We start from the raw sequence: 16,853 nt of genomic DNA on the forward strand, positions 1-16,853 counted from the left end.
AAGTCAGGTAAACCTTAATTAGAATTGATACTTTTCTACTTTGTTGAAAATAAATTTTCATCTAGAGTAGGACAAAGATACATGCTGTTTACCACATAGAAAAATCTAGCTGAAGTCTCTGGCTCATAGCTATGGGAAACCAAGTTTGATGCTTGAGAGTCTGGTTTCAAAATGGGTAACAGCAACATCCCCTATCAGCTTGATCACCTATGCTAAAAGTTATGCACTCGGCCGCCAACTCAGCCACGCCAAATTCTCAGTGGGAGGATTTAATCAAGCTTCCAGCCCCAAACACAGTTCAATGGGACAATATCAAAACCCAATTAGACTTGGTGCTGTTGGCGCTAGAAACCTTAACTGGGATTGGTTCAGAGGCTATGCTTTCGGCGGCAACTGATCTGAATTTAGAGTCAAGAGTGCCAGACCGCGTAGCTTTATGGCGATTGCGCCAATCAAATCCCCTACGCAAAGGTCAAGGAGGGCGGAAAAAGCTAGATGTCGAAGAAGCGCGATCGCTTGTTCTGATCATCTGCTACTTAGCCAAACAGCACCAGGAATTGATTCGCCGCGCTGTCGGTCTGTTGGAACAAATGGCAGAAAATAACCGGGAACCTCACCAAGCTGCCTTACTTGGAGACTATATTGATGCTTTTTGCAACACCTACCAAGAGCGCATGGAAGAGGATGAGAAAATCTCAACAGATTTGCTTACTAACCTGGCACTAAAACTGCTTGTAGATTTACTTTTTTACAGCGCCCCTGGTGGACATCGCCGTCTCTGGCTAGCACTTATAGACGGTTCGACAAAATTTTAGATTTGAAATTTGAAATTCCTCAATCAAAATTTGCTTGTGATTTGTTTGCTAGATCGGGAAACTCTTTTGATCGTCATTAGCTCTTGAGCGATGCACTATCAGCAATGCTTCCTCCTAGTACAAGACTACATAACGAAAGAAACCTGACCAACTTCCTTCACTCAGAAGGAATCCACCGTTTAACTTTTCTTTGCAAGCAACTGGCTTAACTTTTTGCAAAATCCCAAATAGTCTTCCTCGCAGTTCCTGCCATGCCTCTATCAAATTCTGTAATTCGTCGCTACACACCACCTACTTGTACGCTAGAAGTATTCGCCCAAAGCTCGCCTCTATCCCGTTGGATGGGGAAAACTGTCCTCAAACACCTAAGCTTTGAACTACGCTTTGATGATCCCCGACTCCCAGAAGAACACAGAGTTCCAATTCGGGGCGATCGCGAGCAACTTGAAGCTTTATGTGATGCAGTCACAAACTACGTACAGCAATTCCTTCAACAGTCTCCAGAAAGCTTTTGGGTAAGTTTCTCCGGTACCCAGGAATCAGGCACAGCAATGGGTGAGCCGGAATTAAAGTCCTCAACAAAAACATTAAATTCCTTTAGCACCCAGTTTCCTGGGGCAAATATCCGCTTAGAACCAAGCAGCTATTTAACTCACAACTTATTTCTCGGTTCTCTTACCAACCACTCATCTGGCCCCGTAATTAAACTCACTCTGCTGCAATTATTCGATTTGGCAAGTGCTTTAGATGAATACTCAACTGATGTTATGGCACTCCCAACTCTCAACAGCACGAGTTCGACTCTGAGGTTCCCTGCTTGGGCACCTGTTGCCGCAGTATTAGTGTTAGGTATAGGTTTCTTACCAGTTACTTGGCAATATGCTAACAGCATTAGGGGAAAGGAACAGCAAACAGCTAAAACATCAGATCCAGCAGCAGTAAAGACTGCCTTAGAACCTTCAACTTCACTAAACTTTCCTACGCCTGAACCTGGAATTATCCCTCCATCGGATAATTTGCTAGGTTCCACTCCTCCACTTTCCACATCTACTTTGCCCCAAGCACCTTTAACAGCCCCTAGTTCTAGTTTTTCTGCACCGCAACCTCTATTTCCCAATAATGCACTGACAACAACTCAGGGCAACACTGCAACCCTTCCTAGTAATCGAGCGATGCCTTCTTTGCGAGACGCTACGCGAACGGCGAGCCTCGCTAACTCACCATCAAGTAAAATCCCAGGACAGGAAATCGCCATAGTACCAAATCTTGGACAGAACCCTACAGGGTCAAATTCCCAAGCTGGAACTCTCCCTCAGTTGCGGAATTTGCCACCCAGACTATCTTCTAACCCAGGCAGCTTACCAACTAATATCTCACCAGTTCTCCCTCCGTCTCTTGAGAGCATACCAAATAATAATCGTGGCAATACCTCTGCACTAAACTCACAACAGCTAGACGAAAGAATCAATTCCCTACAGCAACCTTCTACTGGAGAAAAACCCGCTTCACAACTTCCTTCGTCTAGAACTGCGGAGAACAATCCATTCATCGACCAATTAGGAGATGCACGTAAAACCCCTAAATCCAGAGAAGTGGCTACTGGTACATTATTTGATACACCTCAAGTAGCAGAAGCTAGAGAATACCTAAAAAAGCGTTGGCAACCACCTACTGGACTAGGACAAACATTAGAGTACAGTCTGATAGTCAGTGTTGACGGCACAGTTGAACGAATTTTTCCTCTTAATAAGGCAGCAAGAGAATTCGTTGATAGCACTGGGATGCCTGAAGTTGGTAAACCTTTTGTTTCCGCCAATACACGCGGACAAGATGTCAGAATTCGAGTTGTTCTCAGTCCTGATGGCAAGGTACAGACTTTTCCAGATGAATAAGTAAATTAATCTGTTTAATGCCACTTATAAAACTGGTACAAACTTTGTGCCAGTTTCTATTTACTTCAATTGCTCTTGAGCTTATCTTTCGGAGCCCAGTTACCAAACTGGTCTTACTGTTGATAACAGTAAACCTACCAATGAATACAATTCTTTTAACACCACTTTTTCAACATTAAACTACAGATACAAGTCTGGAAACCCAGATAAAATCTGATGCCTTTTACAGCAGCTTTCATGTATTTGAAGCACATCTGACGCAGAGGCATAGTAATGCTATACCCTAGTGCGTGGTCTATTTACCTGAAAATAGCTGTAATTACGAATTAGTATAAATCACTCATATCAAATATCAAAGTTAGGAAATATGCAAACAATTGGTACTCAAAAAGACAGTCCAGCTTGGGTTATTCAAACTTGGGCAGCTTTTGTGATTTCTATTTCTATGACCAGCTTCGGCATTGTAAACTTACCTGTAAATGGTTGGGTCAAGGGCTTTATGGGTATGGGTATGGCTTTCTCTGTTGGCTCAACTTTTACGTTGGCGAAAACTACTAGAGACTTGCATGAAAATAGAAGATTAACCGCTAGGTTAGACGAGGCTAAAGTAGAAAAATTACTTTCACAACATGATCCTCTAAATTTCAAATGAAGCCAACCATAACGATTTTGGATTAAAAGACTTACCAAAAAGCTGTCAGAAATTAACTATATTACGAAAAGCAAAAGGACTGGATATACCCAGTCCTTTATTATATTGATTTAATGTTTTTTGTTAATAACGAGATTTTTTTGTCTTTAACTTTTGCTTTTTACGCCGACGTTCGCTAGCAGCAACGGCCTGTTCTACCGGATAACCCACTACAGGAATTACTTGATATTTGCGCTCTGCTTCTAAGTTTTTCAATTCAGTGTAATCAACCCAGTGAATACAATCAACCGGGCAAGTATCAATTGCTTCTTGGATAATTTCTTCAGCGTCTCCATCTTGCCGAACCACGCGCGATCGCCCGTAATCTGGTTCAATATAAAAGGTGTTACGTGCAACATGAGCGCAATGCTTGCAACCAATACAGGTGATTTCATCAACATAAACACCATTTTGGCGCAACAAACCGCCCAGTTCCGGTTCTAAACCAGAACGTTCTGGGGCATCCCGTAAAAAACCCCCTAATTCTGGTTCCAAACCGGAACGGTTATCTTCTTGTTCTTCCGGCGACGGCAGAAAATCAGCCATTACGCACTCCAGCGCTGTACTACCAGACGAATGGAACCATCTTCATTTTTTTGTTGTTCAGAGACTTGAAAACCAACACGAGCAGTTTCTTTCACAACTGTTTGATAAGCATAGCGCTGTGTTACCTGGCGCAAAAATCCATCCACAGAAAGGTCTTGCTGCCAATATTGCAAATCAGCTACTAATTCATATTCCTTGCCATTCCATCTAAAGCCGATATCATAGCCATTTTCCTGCTCAATACTAACTTCCGCAGGATGGGTTTGACCGCGATAGCCACGGACTTCGCGTGGGCCAGGTTTCCAGTCTACGCCCAATTCAGTCAAAGCATCTTTCAAAGAATCAAGGTTACGGATTTGAGTCTTAATTTGGCTAAAGTGTGACATGGTGGTTGTGAATTAATAACACTAAACTACTGTGAAAACTTACCAATCGCTGTAAGTGGTGTGGGTATTCGCCACATTAGATTGCTGCAACTTCGCGGCGAAATATTCTGAGGTTGGCTCATGATTAAGTACTTGCCCCAATTGCGCCTCTATTGCTGCTGTAACCTCCGCGCAAGAAGCACCCACAATACCAGTGACTTTCTCTTGTACCCGACCGTCTGGATAGATTATGAACTCTAATGTCTCCATGCTCTTGGCCAACCAGGATAAGTACGCTTAAATTGTACTGCCTTAGCAGAAGGCTATAAATATAGCCGTAGGAACATTTTTACTTAGATACAAACTTGCCATTTGTTAAATAATGTTCCATCTTTCAACATATATATCTCAGAATCTTTACAAAACTTATTAAATTTATAAGCAGTCACATCAGTATTTAGTTAGTTTCTCTTAACCTCATCGATTAGTCAAGGTAACAACCGAGCCTGCCAATTAAGCGGCAAAAGTCCTAAAAATAAGCATTAGACGTAGTATAGCCAGCTAGTTGAGTTACAAAAATATAAAAATTCTTGAAAAACTTTATCATTACCATTCGGTCGGTCTTATTTTAAGTAAGGTTTTTTACTTGGATTGGATGCAGTACAGTGTATCTGAAAGCTCACTCGCTGCCCTGTACCTCTTAAGTACGTTGTGGCAAGTAATCTCTAATTATTATTAAGTGAAACCACTCCTTTAGATTTATGAAATTATAGAAGGAGCTAGTTGCCAAACCCTTGAATAATCTCTAATAACTTCCCGAGCCTGAGAAGAAATAAATATTGTAGCTTTTTGGACAGCAATCTTTGCGGCATCTCGGCGACGTTGAAACTCACCCTCTTCCCTGTGATATTCTTTGGCTAAATATGCCATTTCTCTAGTAACATAGTGCTTATTAATTAAGTGAAAATTGCAACCTAATAACATTATCAAAATAGCAAGATTGCCCGCTACTTCTTGTTCTACATCTTCAAACCTGGTGAAAACTTGATATGAATAAATAGTTGCATGGGATACGTTACACAATGCTCCCCAAAGAATTTTTAACTCTTTAAGTTCTGGTGTAACAATTTTCTTCAAAATTGCATTTGAAAAATAAATTGTTTCTCCAGCTATCCACTTCGAGATAAGATTATCGCTTTTTCGTATGGAAGCAAACTTTGCAATCATTAAAGCTTCATAGACTGATCGTAGTAAAGCTAAACCTGATCCGTGTAAACCGTCTAAAGTCAATATTAGGCTTGAGTAAAGAGCAATTTCATTTTTGATCACTGCTGAAAATATTGGTTTTTCTGCATCACCGTGCTGCGTAAGGTGACGATGTTGAAGCAAACCGAAAAATAATTCAATATATTCATGCTGTGTATCAATACAATTTTTTATAACTGATATGCGTTCAGAAAAACTTTCTTGAGCAAGAATTCGGTTGCGTTGACGTTCTTTTTCTAATTCATCGAATCGCATATCTCAACTAACATTTACATCAATTCCTATTTAAACACTTTTCCTGTTTAATTTTATTTCAAGCAATGAAAAATATTTCGCAAAATTATGTTTCAAACAAACACAGCGATGTCCGGTACTCCTGAATGCCCACCATCGTTTTCAACAAATTAACAAGTTTTGTAGTGAGGGCTGAAGCTCTCAAGTAGGGTTAAGTCCTTCACTACGAAATAATTTCAATATGTTTTACATTAATTCATATAGTTTGAGTTATGCTCGCCGACTTACTTAAGCTTATGCTCCTGATGGTTAAGAGTTACTCAGTAACGAATATGTGAAAATAACCATGATTTATACCCATGTTCTTAATTGTGGTAGTCGGGGTGTTCGCAATCCTTTATATTTTTGATGCTATTTTGCGTGAAAATTTGCCCAAGCCTAAATCACTCAGCAAGAATTTCTGGTGAAAAAACTGATTTGCTTAGAGAACTAACCAGGATAATGAAGCATAATTAACCTTTATAGCTAAAAGCTGTCAGCCATCAGCCACAAGCTGAGATGGTAAAGTTTGAAGGCTTGTGATTCAACTTCAGTAATTGACTATGAGTACAGCAAATATCTTGTCAGCGATACGTGTAGGAGTACTAGGTTTCGGCGGACTCGGACAAGCCGCCGCCAAAGTACTTGCTGCTAAACAGGAAATGGTTTTAGTCGCAGCCGCAGATCAAAAAGGTTACGCTTATGCTGCTGAAGGTTTAAATACTCAAGAATGCATTGCAACCTACCAATCCCAAGATTCCGTAGGTTATTTGGAGCCAGTTGGTACATTAACAAATCAAAGTATTGAAGATGTAATTAAAATAGCTCAACCTGTAGATGGGTATTTTCTGGCTTTACCTAACCTACCAAACGATTTTATCCCCTCTGTAGCGAAAGAGTTTATCAAATCTGGTTGGCGTGGAGTGCTAGTGGATGCAATTAAGCGCACCACTGCCGTAGAACAATTACTGGCGATGAAAGAAGAACTGCAAGCCGCCGGGATTACCTATATGACAGGCTGCGGTGCAACACCCGGATTGTTAACCGCCGCCGCCGCATTAGCAGCCCAAAGCTACGCCGAAATTCATCAAGTCGAAATAACCTTTGGAGTCGGAATTGCCAACTGGGAAGCTTACCGCGCCACTGTTCGGGAAGATATTGGCCACATGCCTGGTTACACAGTGGAAACCGCTAGGGCAATGACTGACGCAGAAGTAGAAGCACTACTAGATAAAACTAATGGCGTGCTTACCTTAAAGAATATGGAACACGCTGATGATGTCATGCTAGAAGTAGCGGGAATTTGCGATCGCGATCGCGTTACTGTTGGTGGTGTAGTCGATACTCGCAATCCGAAAAAGCCCCTCAGCACCAATGTTAAGGTAACAGGACGCACCTTTGAAGGTAAGATTTCCACTCATACCTTTACTCTAGGAGATGAAACGAGCATGGCAGCTAATGTCTGCGGCCCTGCCTTTGGCTATCTCAAAGCTGGTAGACAATTGCACCAACGTGGCATTTATGGAATATTCACTGCTGCTGAAATTATGCCCCAATTTGTCAGGTAATAATTACGAGAGATGCGATTAATCGCGTCTTTACAGGAGTTAGGAGTTAAAAACTAAACTTGAGACTTCAAAATCTCTGGTTTTGTTTAAAAGTTGCAATTGAAAACTCTTAACTCCTAATTTTTTCTAAGCTGGTGGGATTTCTGGACAAAAAATATCTGTCACATCCTCTTCAAGCAGCGAATCTGGTGTTTGTATAATAAATGGAAGTTCGGCCCCTACGAGTCCTCGTTGGATACGTTCTAAAGTATCACTAAACACAACGAACAAAGGATATATAATATTAGCCCCCTCACTCAAAATATGACTGTGACGGAGAGGCATTAACCATTCATAATCATTGTCTAGGAAAACTTGGGTTTGTCGCCAACGTCCTAACAAATCAGAAAAGTCTTCGTGAGCGCGATGAATAAAGACTAAAATTTCGGCTCCAGTTTTGATTTTCCACTCTGGATCGCACATCAAAATTGCCACATCACAGGGTAAGCAGATTGTTTGTGGAGTTGTTGTCGCAGTATTGCGAAGCCGGACAATTGGCAAGGGGATAGTGATAACACTTTCATCTGGACGGCGCAGACTGGGAATCATCTCTAAGTATGGCCGATATTGCTTTAGTAAGGCGATCGCAGCTAGATGATTGCTGTACTCTGCCAAACTCGCTTCATAGTGAGATTTTTGCACAGTCATGGTTGATTAAATAGTTAGGAGTTAGGAGTTAGAAATAAAATTAAGTAGTTAAGAGTTAAAAATGAGGATGAACAGTAAAGAGCTTAAACCCTTAAATCCTAACTCTTAACTCTTAATCCCTTATCCCAGCTTTTCAAAGACCGCGAACATAGGCAAATACATTGCTAGCAAAATAGTTCCAACCATCCCACCTAAAACTACAATCATCACTGGTTCCAAAATACTAGTCATTGCTTTTACTGCTTGCTCAACTTCATCTTCATAGAAATCAGCAACTTTCATCAACATTGCATCTAGTTCTCCAGTTTCTTCTCCAATACTAATCATCTGAATTGCCATAGCCGGAAAAACGGCATCTTTTTGTAAAGCAAGACTAATCATACCTCCCTGTTGAATCTCCATCCGAGCTGCGTCTATGGCATTGGCAATTACTTGGTTTCCTGATGTATCTCGGACAATTTCTAAGCAAGTTAAAATTGGCACCCCTGAACGAGTCAAAGAACCAAAAGTTCGGCTAAAGCGGGCAACTGAAGATTTTTGAATTAAGTCACCAAACAATGGCAGCTTGAGGGAAAGACGATCAAGTGTTATGCGACCAACAGGAGTTTTACCGTATTGTGTAAAGGCAATTTTCGCTCCTACAAGAACAGCAATAAGTACAAAAACCTTCGGACTTCTTAAAAATTGACTAGCATCCATCAAGAATTGTGTTAGAGGCGGTAGTTGAGTTCCGATTTCTGTAAAAATCTTTGCAAAAATGGGAATAAGAAAAATGGTCATACCGAGAAAGATTGCAACTGCTATAAAACCCACAACAGTTGGGTAAGATAATGCTGATTTAATTTGGTTTTGTAGACGAGCAACATCTTCTAACAACTTAGCTAAACGATTCAATACTTCATCTAGAACACCACCCACTTCACCGGCTTGAATCATACTCACATATAACCCATCAAAGCAGTCAGGATGCTTCCGCATTGCCTCTGAAAGGTTCATTCCACTTTGAACATCAGTGCTAATCTCAACTAGGGCTTGTTTGAGTTTAGTATTACTACACTGTTCAGAAAGTACCCCTAAACTTCTAACGATCGCAACTCCCGCATTCATCAAAACGGCAAATTGACGGGAAAAAACTGCTTTGTCTTTCACAGAAACCTTAACTAAGGAATTCTGGAATTTTTTGAAGGCAATATCTGGTTGAAATCCTTGAGATTGCTTGAGTTCTTGGATTACAAAACCTTGATCTCTCAGATTAGTACGGGCTTGTACTAAGGATTCGGCAACAATTTTTTCTGTTCGAGATTTTCCTTGCGAATCCCGAACACGGGCAACAAAGTTTGGCATAAATAAATTCAAAATAGTTGTTATTCATTGGGCATGGGGAGTGGGGAGTTAGGAGTTAGGAGTTATTACTCTTTGTTCCCTTTTCCCGTTATCTCCTTCATCTCCCTAATTCCTTTAATGCGCTTTGGCCGCTGCACCAGGTTTTGCACCTGCGCCTGCTTGCGGTGTAGAATTCCCGATGAGACGTTGGATTTCATCTGGCTTAGAAGTTTTAGACATCGCAGCTTCAAAGGAAATGGTTCCGGCTTTGTAAAAATCGGCTAAAACCTTCTCCAGAGTTTGCATCCCCAATTTGCCACCAGTTTGAATAGCTGAGTAAATTTGAGATGTTTTGCCTTCTCGAATCAAGTTGGAAATAGCAGGAGTGACTATCAGAATTTCTTGAGCCATCACCCGACCATATTCACCAGGTTTAGGGTTTTTCTTGGATACCAAAGTCTGGCTAAATACTCCTACTAATGAGTTAGATAACTGCACCCGCACCTGCGTTTGTCTTTCATGAGGGAAAACGTCAATAATCCGATCAACAGTTTGGGCGGCGGAACTGGTGTGGAGAGTACCAAATACCAAGTGTCCTGTTTCTGCTGCGGAAATCGCCAAAGAAATCGTTTCCAAATCGCGCATTTCTCCCACCAGAATAATATCTGGATCTTCCCGCAAAGCTGCTTTCAAAGCGTTAGCAAAGCTCTTAGTATCTTCACCCAGTTGTCGTTGGTGAACCAAGCTTTTAATTGGTTCGTAGACAAATTCAATTGGGTCTTCCACCGTTAAAATATGCTCTGCCTTGGTGCGGTTGATCAAGTCAATCATTGCCGCTAGGGTAGTTGTCTTGCCGGAACCTGTAGGGCCTGTCACTAGAATAAGTCCTCTGGGCTTATCGCACATTTCCCGCACTATATCTGGCAGACCTAATTTTTCAAAGTTAGGAATCTTAGAACTTAATGCCCGTAAACAAGCGGCATAAGCACCACGTTCTTTATAAACATTCACCCGAAAGCGAGCCAAACCCTTAACACCATAAGAACAATCTAATTCCCAGGTCTGCTCTAAGGTTTTACGCTGGGTGTTGTTGAGCATACTAAAAATCAGCCTTTGACATTGATCGGCTGTCAATACATGCTCACCGATGGGAGTGAGTTTGCCACTGATGCGGAAGTAGGGAGGCAAACCTGCGGATAAATGCATATCCGAGCCACCCAGTTCAATCAACTGTTCCATCAAGTCTTCAATCATCATTTCCATAGTTCTGCTTCCTTTTAATGTTTATTGTTTGTCCTTTGTCATTTGTCTTTTGTCATTTGTTTAAAGTTACGAAGCATCAACTAATGACTAATAACCAATGACTAATGACTAGTCTCAAAATCGAGATGTCATACAGTAAGGACAATCCAGCCATTCTTGTTTCAATGTGGCATCACAACTGCGGCAGGTAAGGCCAGTCTTGCGTTTGGCTTTTAACTCTGCTTCCAAACCAGTATCAGTAAATGTCACTCGTTCTACTTCTTCTAGAGTGGTGGAACCCTCGCGCACTAAGTCCAAACTATAAGCCAGCAAGGTTTTCATACCCTCTTCTATTGCCACTTCCTTGATGCGTTCTGTGGGTGCATCTTCGTTGATGAGAGTTTGCAAGTTTTCGGTGACTCGCATGACTTCATAAACACCACAACGCCCTTTGTAGCCGACACCATTACATTTTGAGCAAAGCTGATTTTTGGTTTTGGCTTCAGCGATCCCATCTAATGTCAAGGTGTTAGCCTTATAGAAGGTGACTCCGACATCAGAAGAAGCTGATAGACCATAACGAGCCAGTTCCTCGGTTGTAGGAGTGTAGGGAATACGACATTCAGAACATACACGCCGCACCAAACGTTGAGCTAGAACGCCAATTAGCGAACTAGAAACCATGAAAGGCTCAATTCCCATTTCTCCCAAACGAGCGATCGCTCCTGGGGCATCATTGGTATGTAAAGTAGTTAATACCAAGTGACCGGTCAAGGCAGCCTCAATTGCTGTTTTTGCCGTTTCCTTATCCCGCGTTTCACCCACCAGCAGCACATCTGGATCTTGTCGCAAGAAAGCCCGCAACGCGGTAGCAAAATCCAGCCCTTTTTCCCGAATCACCTGTACTTGAGTAATCCCTGGAAGACTGTACTCAATTGGGTCTTCCACAGTACTGATATTAATTCCGGGATCATTCTTTTCTGAGAGTGCAGAATACAACGAGGTTGTTTTCCCGGAACCAGTTGGCCCAGTTACCAAAATTAGCCCAAAGGGACGGCTAACCATATCCTGAACAATATGTAAAGTCTCTGGATCGGTAATTAACTTATCTAATCCCAGTTGGGTGGAGGAGTTATCCAAAATCCGCAGTACCACCTTTTCCCCGTAGCGGCTGGGCAAGGTATTCACCCGGAAGTCAACCTTACGTCCCTCAAACATCCGCCGGATACGTCCATCTTGGGGCATACGGCGTTCAGCAATGTCTAGATTTGAGATGATTTTAAATCGGGCTGTCACCGCCGGGATAATTTTTTTCGGTAGGGGATCGAAAGCTTCCTTCAGTACCCCATCCTTCCGAAAGCGAATGCGTAAGTTTTCTTCTTGTGGTTCGATGTGAATGTCAGAAACGCCCTCATGCAAAGCTTTAGCCAGAATTCTGTTGACTAGGTTAATCACTGGGGCATCCTCTGCACCCTTCATCGCTGCTCCTAAATCAGCCTCCATTTCTTCAGGAGCATCTGCAAGATCAAGATTTCCGAGGTTTTCTAAATCCTGATTAATATCTGTAAACTTTTCTTGTTCCAGGTGTTTTTGCCGAACAGCCATTTCATCCAGATATTGGTTGATTAGCTGCTGGTAGTCTTCCTGTGTGATCACCATACGCTGTAATGCTAGCCCTTGGGGACGCAAGATGCGGTTCAGGTCATCGGAAGCTTCTAGATTATCTGGAGCGACCATCGCCACTAAAACTGAGGGCGGGGTTTGGTCTTCGTGTTTCGATAGTGGTACTAAACGATGGCGACGGCAGATATCCACTGGGATGAGGGTTTCAATCAGGTTCCCCATCATCGTGTTGCCAATGGAGTTGACTTCCGGATCGAGGAATTCAACACCGTATAGTATTTTAAGTTCAAATAGCTGCTGTTTTTTGTATTGCCTGAGCAACTCAGGTGATAGTTGTTGCCCAGTAATTGACTCTAGTACTTCCGTTAAGGGTCGGCCAGATTTGCGGCTTTCAATTAATGCCTGCCTCATCTGTTCGGTATTGACATAGCCAGATTGCACTAGCTTGTTGCCAAAGGGCGAAAACTCTGTTCTGGTAGTTAGAGCGGTACTGCGCCGTTGTGGTGACGAGTAAGTCATAAATGAGCGAATGAGTAGGGGAACCTCTGCTTAAAGTATTCCCAGCCTGTGAGATAGAATTCTCATTTCCCAAAAAAGTCCTGAGTTAAGTCGCTTGCTTTACCAAAGGAGTACGCTCGGAGTTCAAAATGACGCTTTCTACGAGACGCTAAAAGCGTAGCTTGCAACTCTTATAGAGTATGCGCGCTAACTAATGCTGCGCTAACAAAATTAAAGATACTGCTTTCTGCCACTCTTCCAAATTACTTACTCCTAGAGGTAGACTACTCGTTCGGGTTCCCGCCTTAATAGTGCCTACGCGAACGTGTTCACCATTTGTCACAATAAGAAAATGGTTATATCACTTCCAGAAACTTGTCGGCAAAAAAATCAGCCTCAGTTGCAAGTCGTGGATGACGACGGTTGCAAACAATGGAGATACACTGCCATAAATAGCAAGCATCTGGAATGAGTGGACAATGATGGATGAAAATAAACAGATAAACAATACTAGCCAGCAATTGGGTGAACCAACAGAGGTAAAGCAAGCAATGAAGAGTGACTTCCCAGCCCAAATTAATTTCAATGAATCTGATAGCGAGGTGACAGAGCAAGTGTCAGCCCAAACTAATGTATCGGGAGATGCAGCTACTTTCAATCCAGAAACTGGTGTTGCTGCAACCGAGAACACTGGAGTGGAAACGGCAGCTTTGGCAGAACTCACTCAACAAATTGAGTCTCTCAAAACGCAGCTAGAAGAGCGTAGTACTCAATATATGCGGATTGCTGCTGATTTTGAGAATTATCGGAAACGCACTAGCAAAGAAAAAGAAGAGCTAGAGACGCAGATGAAGCGGAACACGATTCTAGAATTGCTGCCAGTGGTTGATAATTTTGAGCGGGCGCGATCGCACCTCAAACCTCAATCTGATGGCGAAATGACCATGCACAAAAGCTACCAAGGCGTTTACAAACAATTAGTAGATAGCCTGAAGCGGTTGGGTGTGTCACCAATGCGTCCTGAAGGTCAAGAATTTGATCCTAACCTGCACGAAGCAGTAATGCGGGAACCTACGGATGAACATCCTGAAGGAACAGTGTTAGAAGAGTTAGTGCGCGGATATTACTTGGGCGAACGTGTGCTACGCCATGCAATGGTCAAAGTAGCTGCTCCAAAGGAAGATACACCTTCTACGGAGGAAGATCAGTCGAGTCAAGCCTTCAGTTAAGCTGTAGTTGCTCGTCTCGCTGACCAAAAGTGCCTGGGTTCTAGCAAGGACGAGCATCGCGTACCTAAAACTTGGACAAGGCTTTGGATAACTTTCTGTGTTTCAACTTCCTCTTGCTACCAGCAAAATGGGTTCCACAGACGTTATCCGCTAGCCTTAGTTTGGAGCTAAAAAGTTAGTCCGCGACATATTACAGCAGGAAGACTCAGTAAAAATACTGGCGAATATGGGAAAAGTTATTGGAATCGACTTAGGCACTACTAATAGTTGCGTCGCAGTTTTGGAGGGCGGTCAACCACTGGTGATCTCCAATTCTGAAGGTGGACGAACTACTCCAAGTATTGTGGGATTTGGCAAGAGTGGCGATCGCTTGGTTGGTCAATTGGCAAAGCGTCAAGCCGTAACCAATGCCGAAAACACAATTTACAGTATTAAACGATTCATCGGGCGGCGTTGGGAAGAGACTGATATAGAACGCGATCGCGTCCCCTACAACTGTGTCAAAGGTCGAGACGATACCGTTGATGTCCAAATCCGCTCAAAAAATTATACGCCACAAGAACTATCCGCCATGATCCTGCAAAAGCTTAAGCAGGATGCGGAAAACTTCTTGGGTGAAGAAGTCACTCAGGCAGTGATCACCGTACCTGCATATTTTACAGATGCTCAAAGACAAGCTACTAAAGATGCAGGCACAATTGCAGGATTAGAAGTTCTGCGAATCATCAATGAACCAACAGCTGCGGCTTTAGCTTTCGGATTGGAAAAGCAAGACCAAGAGCAGCTAATTTTAGTATTCGACTTAGGAGGCGGTACTTTTGACGTATCGATCCTGCAACTTGGGGATGGCGTTTTTGAAGTTAAGGCGACTTGTGGTAACAACCACTTAGGTGGAGACGACTTTGATAATGCGATCGTGCTTTGGCTGATGGAACGCTTTCAGCAAGACGAAAAAATCAATCTTTCCCAAGATAAGATGGCACTGCAACGCCTACGAGAAGCAGCAGAAAAGGCGAAAATTGAACTCTCCAGCATGGTTAATACCTCCATTAACCTGCCGTTTATCACATCTGATGAAACCGGTCCAAAGCATCTGGAAATGGAACTCAGCCGCTCTAAATTTGAAGAGCTTGCAGGACAATTAATTGAAGCCACCATCGAACCGATGATCCAAGCACTCAAAGATGCGGATCTCAAACCATCAGCCATAGATCGGATTATTTTAGTAGGTGGTTCTACCCGAATTCCCGCAGTCCAAAACGCGCTAATTAAGTTTTTCAATGGCAAAGCTCCCGATCGCTCTATCAACCCTGACGAAGCGGTAGCATTGGGAGCAGCTATCCAAGCAGGGGTGTTGGGTGGCGAAGTAGATAATCTCTTACTTTTGGATGTCACCCCTCTGTCCTTGGGAATTGAAACCTTGGGTGAAGTATTCACCAAAATTATTGAACGCAACACCACAATTCCTACTAGTAAGTCACAAATTTTTTCCACAGCAGTTGATGGGCAAACCTCGGTAGAAATTCATATTCTCCAAGGTGAACGGGCAATGTCACGGGATAACAAGAGTCTTGGCAAGTTTCTGCTAGCAGGAATTCCCCCATCGCCCCGTGGTGTGCCACAAATTGAAGTATCTTTTGAAATTGATGTCAACGGCATCCTGAAGGTTTCTGCCCAAGACAAAGGCACAGGTAGAGAACAGAGTATCAGGATTACCAATACAGGTGGCTTGAGTACTAACGAAGTTGAACGGATGCGCCAAGAGGCCGAACTATTTTCTGAAGAAGATAGAAGACGTAAAGAACTGGTTGAACTCAAAAACCAAGCAGATAATCTGTTGTTCAGTTACGAATCTACGATTAAGGATAATAGCAACTTTATCGGCGAGCAGATGAAGACTTTGGCTAGTGAAAAAGCTTTACAACTCCAAGCTGCAATGATTGACTCCGGTATCTCGACTGTGGAGTTTAAGCAGCGCTTAGACGACTTCCAACAAACACTGTTTGCAATTGGTGCTGATGTCTATAACCGAGCTAACAGCCAAACAGATGAGATTGAGGAGGCTTCAGCTAGTCTCTTTACCCCAGAAGTAGACTCACCAATGAACGGTACACTAATACCACAATTCAACTTTGATTTTGACGAAGAAAGTACCGCACAGGTTGATTATGAGGCGATAGATTAGGGATTGGGTAATGGGTAATGGGTAATGGGTAAAAAGGGGACAAGGTGACTTGAGTGAGAACTTACAACAAATCTTTCTTTCTCCTTGTCCCCAATTATCCTTGTCCCCTCTTCCCAATTCCCAATTCCCAATATCCTAAGTTGCAGATTTTTATTAAGACATTTTAATATATCTAATATTGATTGTAGGTTTAGCGAAGTTTCACAAGACCCCTGGGGTTTGCTAGATTGTAGAGGCAAATTACTGCCAGGCAGTATCCCGATTCAGATGCGATCCAAAGCATAAGGGTGGTTTTCCACACCGAATGGTGCGGCTAGCACCTCTGGTTAATGGGCGGGGTTTTCCTCTCCTACGTAGCACAATTGTAAAAGAGACAACCGACTCGGCAGTGATGAAGTCTGAGCAGTGGCTTCCTCTGATCATAACTTCTATAGCTTTTGTCGTCTCCCACGAGGAAAGCACCTGTTGCTCAAGATTTGTCGGTGATTTTTGTAAAAGGTAAAGGTTAAAATCAGTTATTAACAAAAATTAATTTTACCTTCTGCCTAACCTCCGGCAAATCGCCCTTTAAAGGATAGTGTGTTGCTCTTACATATTCTGTAAAGCAAAACGCCTTACCGTAAAGTAGCAAGTGACCGTGAGTGACGTTC

15 protein-coding genes are annotated in these 16,853 nt (G+C 42.6%); 6 read left to right on the forward strand and 9 right to left on the reverse strand.

The window, feature by feature from the left end:
- Positions 1-209 precede the first annotated feature (209 nt).
- From G1O98_RS07525 to G1O98_RS07535, 3 genes are all read left to right on the forward strand, one after another.
- The gene (locus tag G1O98_RS07525; RefSeq protein WP_114080213.1) at positions 210-815 is read left to right on the forward strand and encodes a DUF3038 domain-containing protein; all 606 of its coding nucleotides are present in this window, start codon (positions 210-212) and stop codon (positions 813-815) included.
- A 251-nt stretch (positions 816-1,066) separates the two neighbouring features.
- Positions 1,067-2,707 (forward strand): DUF4335 domain-containing protein, encoded by a 1,641-nt coding sequence (locus tag G1O98_RS07530; RefSeq protein WP_163928121.1) that lies wholly within the window; start codon positions 1,067-1,069, stop codon positions 2,705-2,707.
- Positions 2,708-3,074: 367 nt separating this feature from the next.
- Positions 3,075-3,359, forward strand: a complete 285-nt coding sequence (locus G1O98_RS07535; RefSeq protein WP_114080211.1) for a YiaA/YiaB family inner membrane protein — start codon at positions 3,075-3,077, stop codon at positions 3,357-3,359.
- Between the two features lie 123 nt (positions 3,360-3,482).
- Here G1O98_RS07535 and G1O98_RS07540 read toward each other — a convergent pair whose 3' ends face one another.
- The 4 genes from G1O98_RS07540 to G1O98_RS07555 all read right to left on the reverse strand — a co-directional run bounded on the left by G1O98_RS07540 (position 3,483) and on the right by G1O98_RS07555 (position 5,830).
- Positions 3,483-3,944: a ferredoxin gene (locus G1O98_RS07540; protein ID WP_114080210.1), complete on the reverse strand. Its 462-nt coding sequence runs from the start codon at positions 3,942-3,944 to the stop codon at positions 3,483-3,485.
- Entirely contained in the window at positions 3,944-4,330 is a 387-nt protein-coding gene (locus G1O98_RS07545; protein ID WP_012406942.1) for a DUF1257 domain-containing protein, read from the reverse strand. The genes G1O98_RS07540 and G1O98_RS07545 overlap by 1 nt, the downstream gene beginning before the upstream one ends.
- A 39-nt stretch (positions 4,331-4,369) precedes the next feature.
- Positions 4,370-4,579 (reverse strand): DUF2997 domain-containing protein, encoded by a 210-nt coding sequence (locus G1O98_RS07550; protein WP_163928123.1) that lies wholly within the window; start codon positions 4,577-4,579, stop codon positions 4,370-4,372.
- A gap of 489 nt (positions 4,580-5,068) precedes the next feature.
- Positions 5,069-5,830 (reverse strand): hypothetical protein, encoded by a 762-nt coding sequence (locus G1O98_RS07555; RefSeq protein WP_163928125.1) that lies wholly within the window; start codon positions 5,828-5,830, stop codon positions 5,069-5,071.
- A 581-nt stretch (positions 5,831-6,411) separates the two neighbouring features.
- Between G1O98_RS07555 and G1O98_RS07560 the strand changes: the two genes are divergently transcribed.
- Complete coding sequence (locus G1O98_RS07560; RefSeq protein ID WP_163928127.1) at positions 6,412-7,416, forward strand: saccharopine dehydrogenase-like oxidoreductase; 1,005 nt, start codon at positions 6,412-6,414, stop codon at positions 7,414-7,416.
- Positions 7,417-7,542: 126 nt separating this feature from the next.
- Here the strand turns inward: G1O98_RS07560 and G1O98_RS07565 are convergent, their stop codons facing one another.
- The 4 genes from G1O98_RS07565 to G1O98_RS07580 form a co-directional block, all read right to left on the reverse strand.
- Entirely contained in the window at positions 7,543-8,103 is a 561-nt protein-coding gene (locus G1O98_RS07565; RefSeq protein WP_163928129.1) for a hypothetical protein, read from the reverse strand.
- A gap of 120 nt (positions 8,104-8,223) precedes the next feature.
- A complete protein-coding gene (locus tag G1O98_RS07570) occupies positions 8,224-9,447 on the reverse strand; it encodes a type II secretion system F family protein (protein ID WP_163928131.1) in 1,224 nt (407 codons plus the stop codon).
- A gap of 114 nt (positions 9,448-9,561) precedes the next feature.
- Positions 9,562-10,689: a type IV pilus twitching motility protein PilT gene (locus G1O98_RS07575; protein ID WP_163928133.1), complete on the reverse strand. Its 1,128-nt coding sequence runs from the start codon at positions 10,687-10,689 to the stop codon at positions 9,562-9,564.
- A 114-nt stretch (positions 10,690-10,803) separates the two neighbouring features.
- Entirely contained in the window at positions 10,804-12,810 is a 2,007-nt protein-coding gene (locus G1O98_RS07580) for a GspE/PulE family protein (RefSeq protein WP_163928135.1), read from the reverse strand.
- 458 nt (positions 12,811-13,268) lie between these two features.
- Between G1O98_RS07580 and grpE the strand changes: the two genes are divergently transcribed.
- Positions 13,269-14,018: a nucleotide exchange factor GrpE gene (gene grpE, locus G1O98_RS07585; RefSeq protein WP_163928137.1), complete on the forward strand. Its 750-nt coding sequence runs from the start codon at positions 13,269-13,271 to the stop codon at positions 14,016-14,018.
- A gap of 226 nt (positions 14,019-14,244) precedes the next feature.
- The gene (dnaK, locus tag G1O98_RS07590) at positions 14,245-16,203 is read left to right on the forward strand and encodes a molecular chaperone DnaK (RefSeq protein ID WP_163928139.1); all 1,959 of its coding nucleotides are present in this window, start codon (positions 14,245-14,247) and stop codon (positions 16,201-16,203) included.
- Positions 16,204-16,443: 240 nt separating this feature from the next.
- On the opposite strand, the gene G1O98_RS07595 is transcribed toward dnaK, so the two are convergent.
- The gene (locus G1O98_RS07595; protein WP_163928141.1) at positions 16,444-16,728 is read right to left on the reverse strand and encodes a hypothetical protein; all 285 of its coding nucleotides are present in this window, start codon (positions 16,726-16,728) and stop codon (positions 16,444-16,446) included.
- Positions 16,729-16,853: the final 125 nt, after the last annotated feature.

The sequence above is a fragment of the Nostoc sp. UIC 10630 genome, from assembly GCF_010747425.1.
GTDB lineage: Bacteria > Cyanobacteriota > Cyanobacteriia > Cyanobacteriales > Nostocaceae > Nostoc.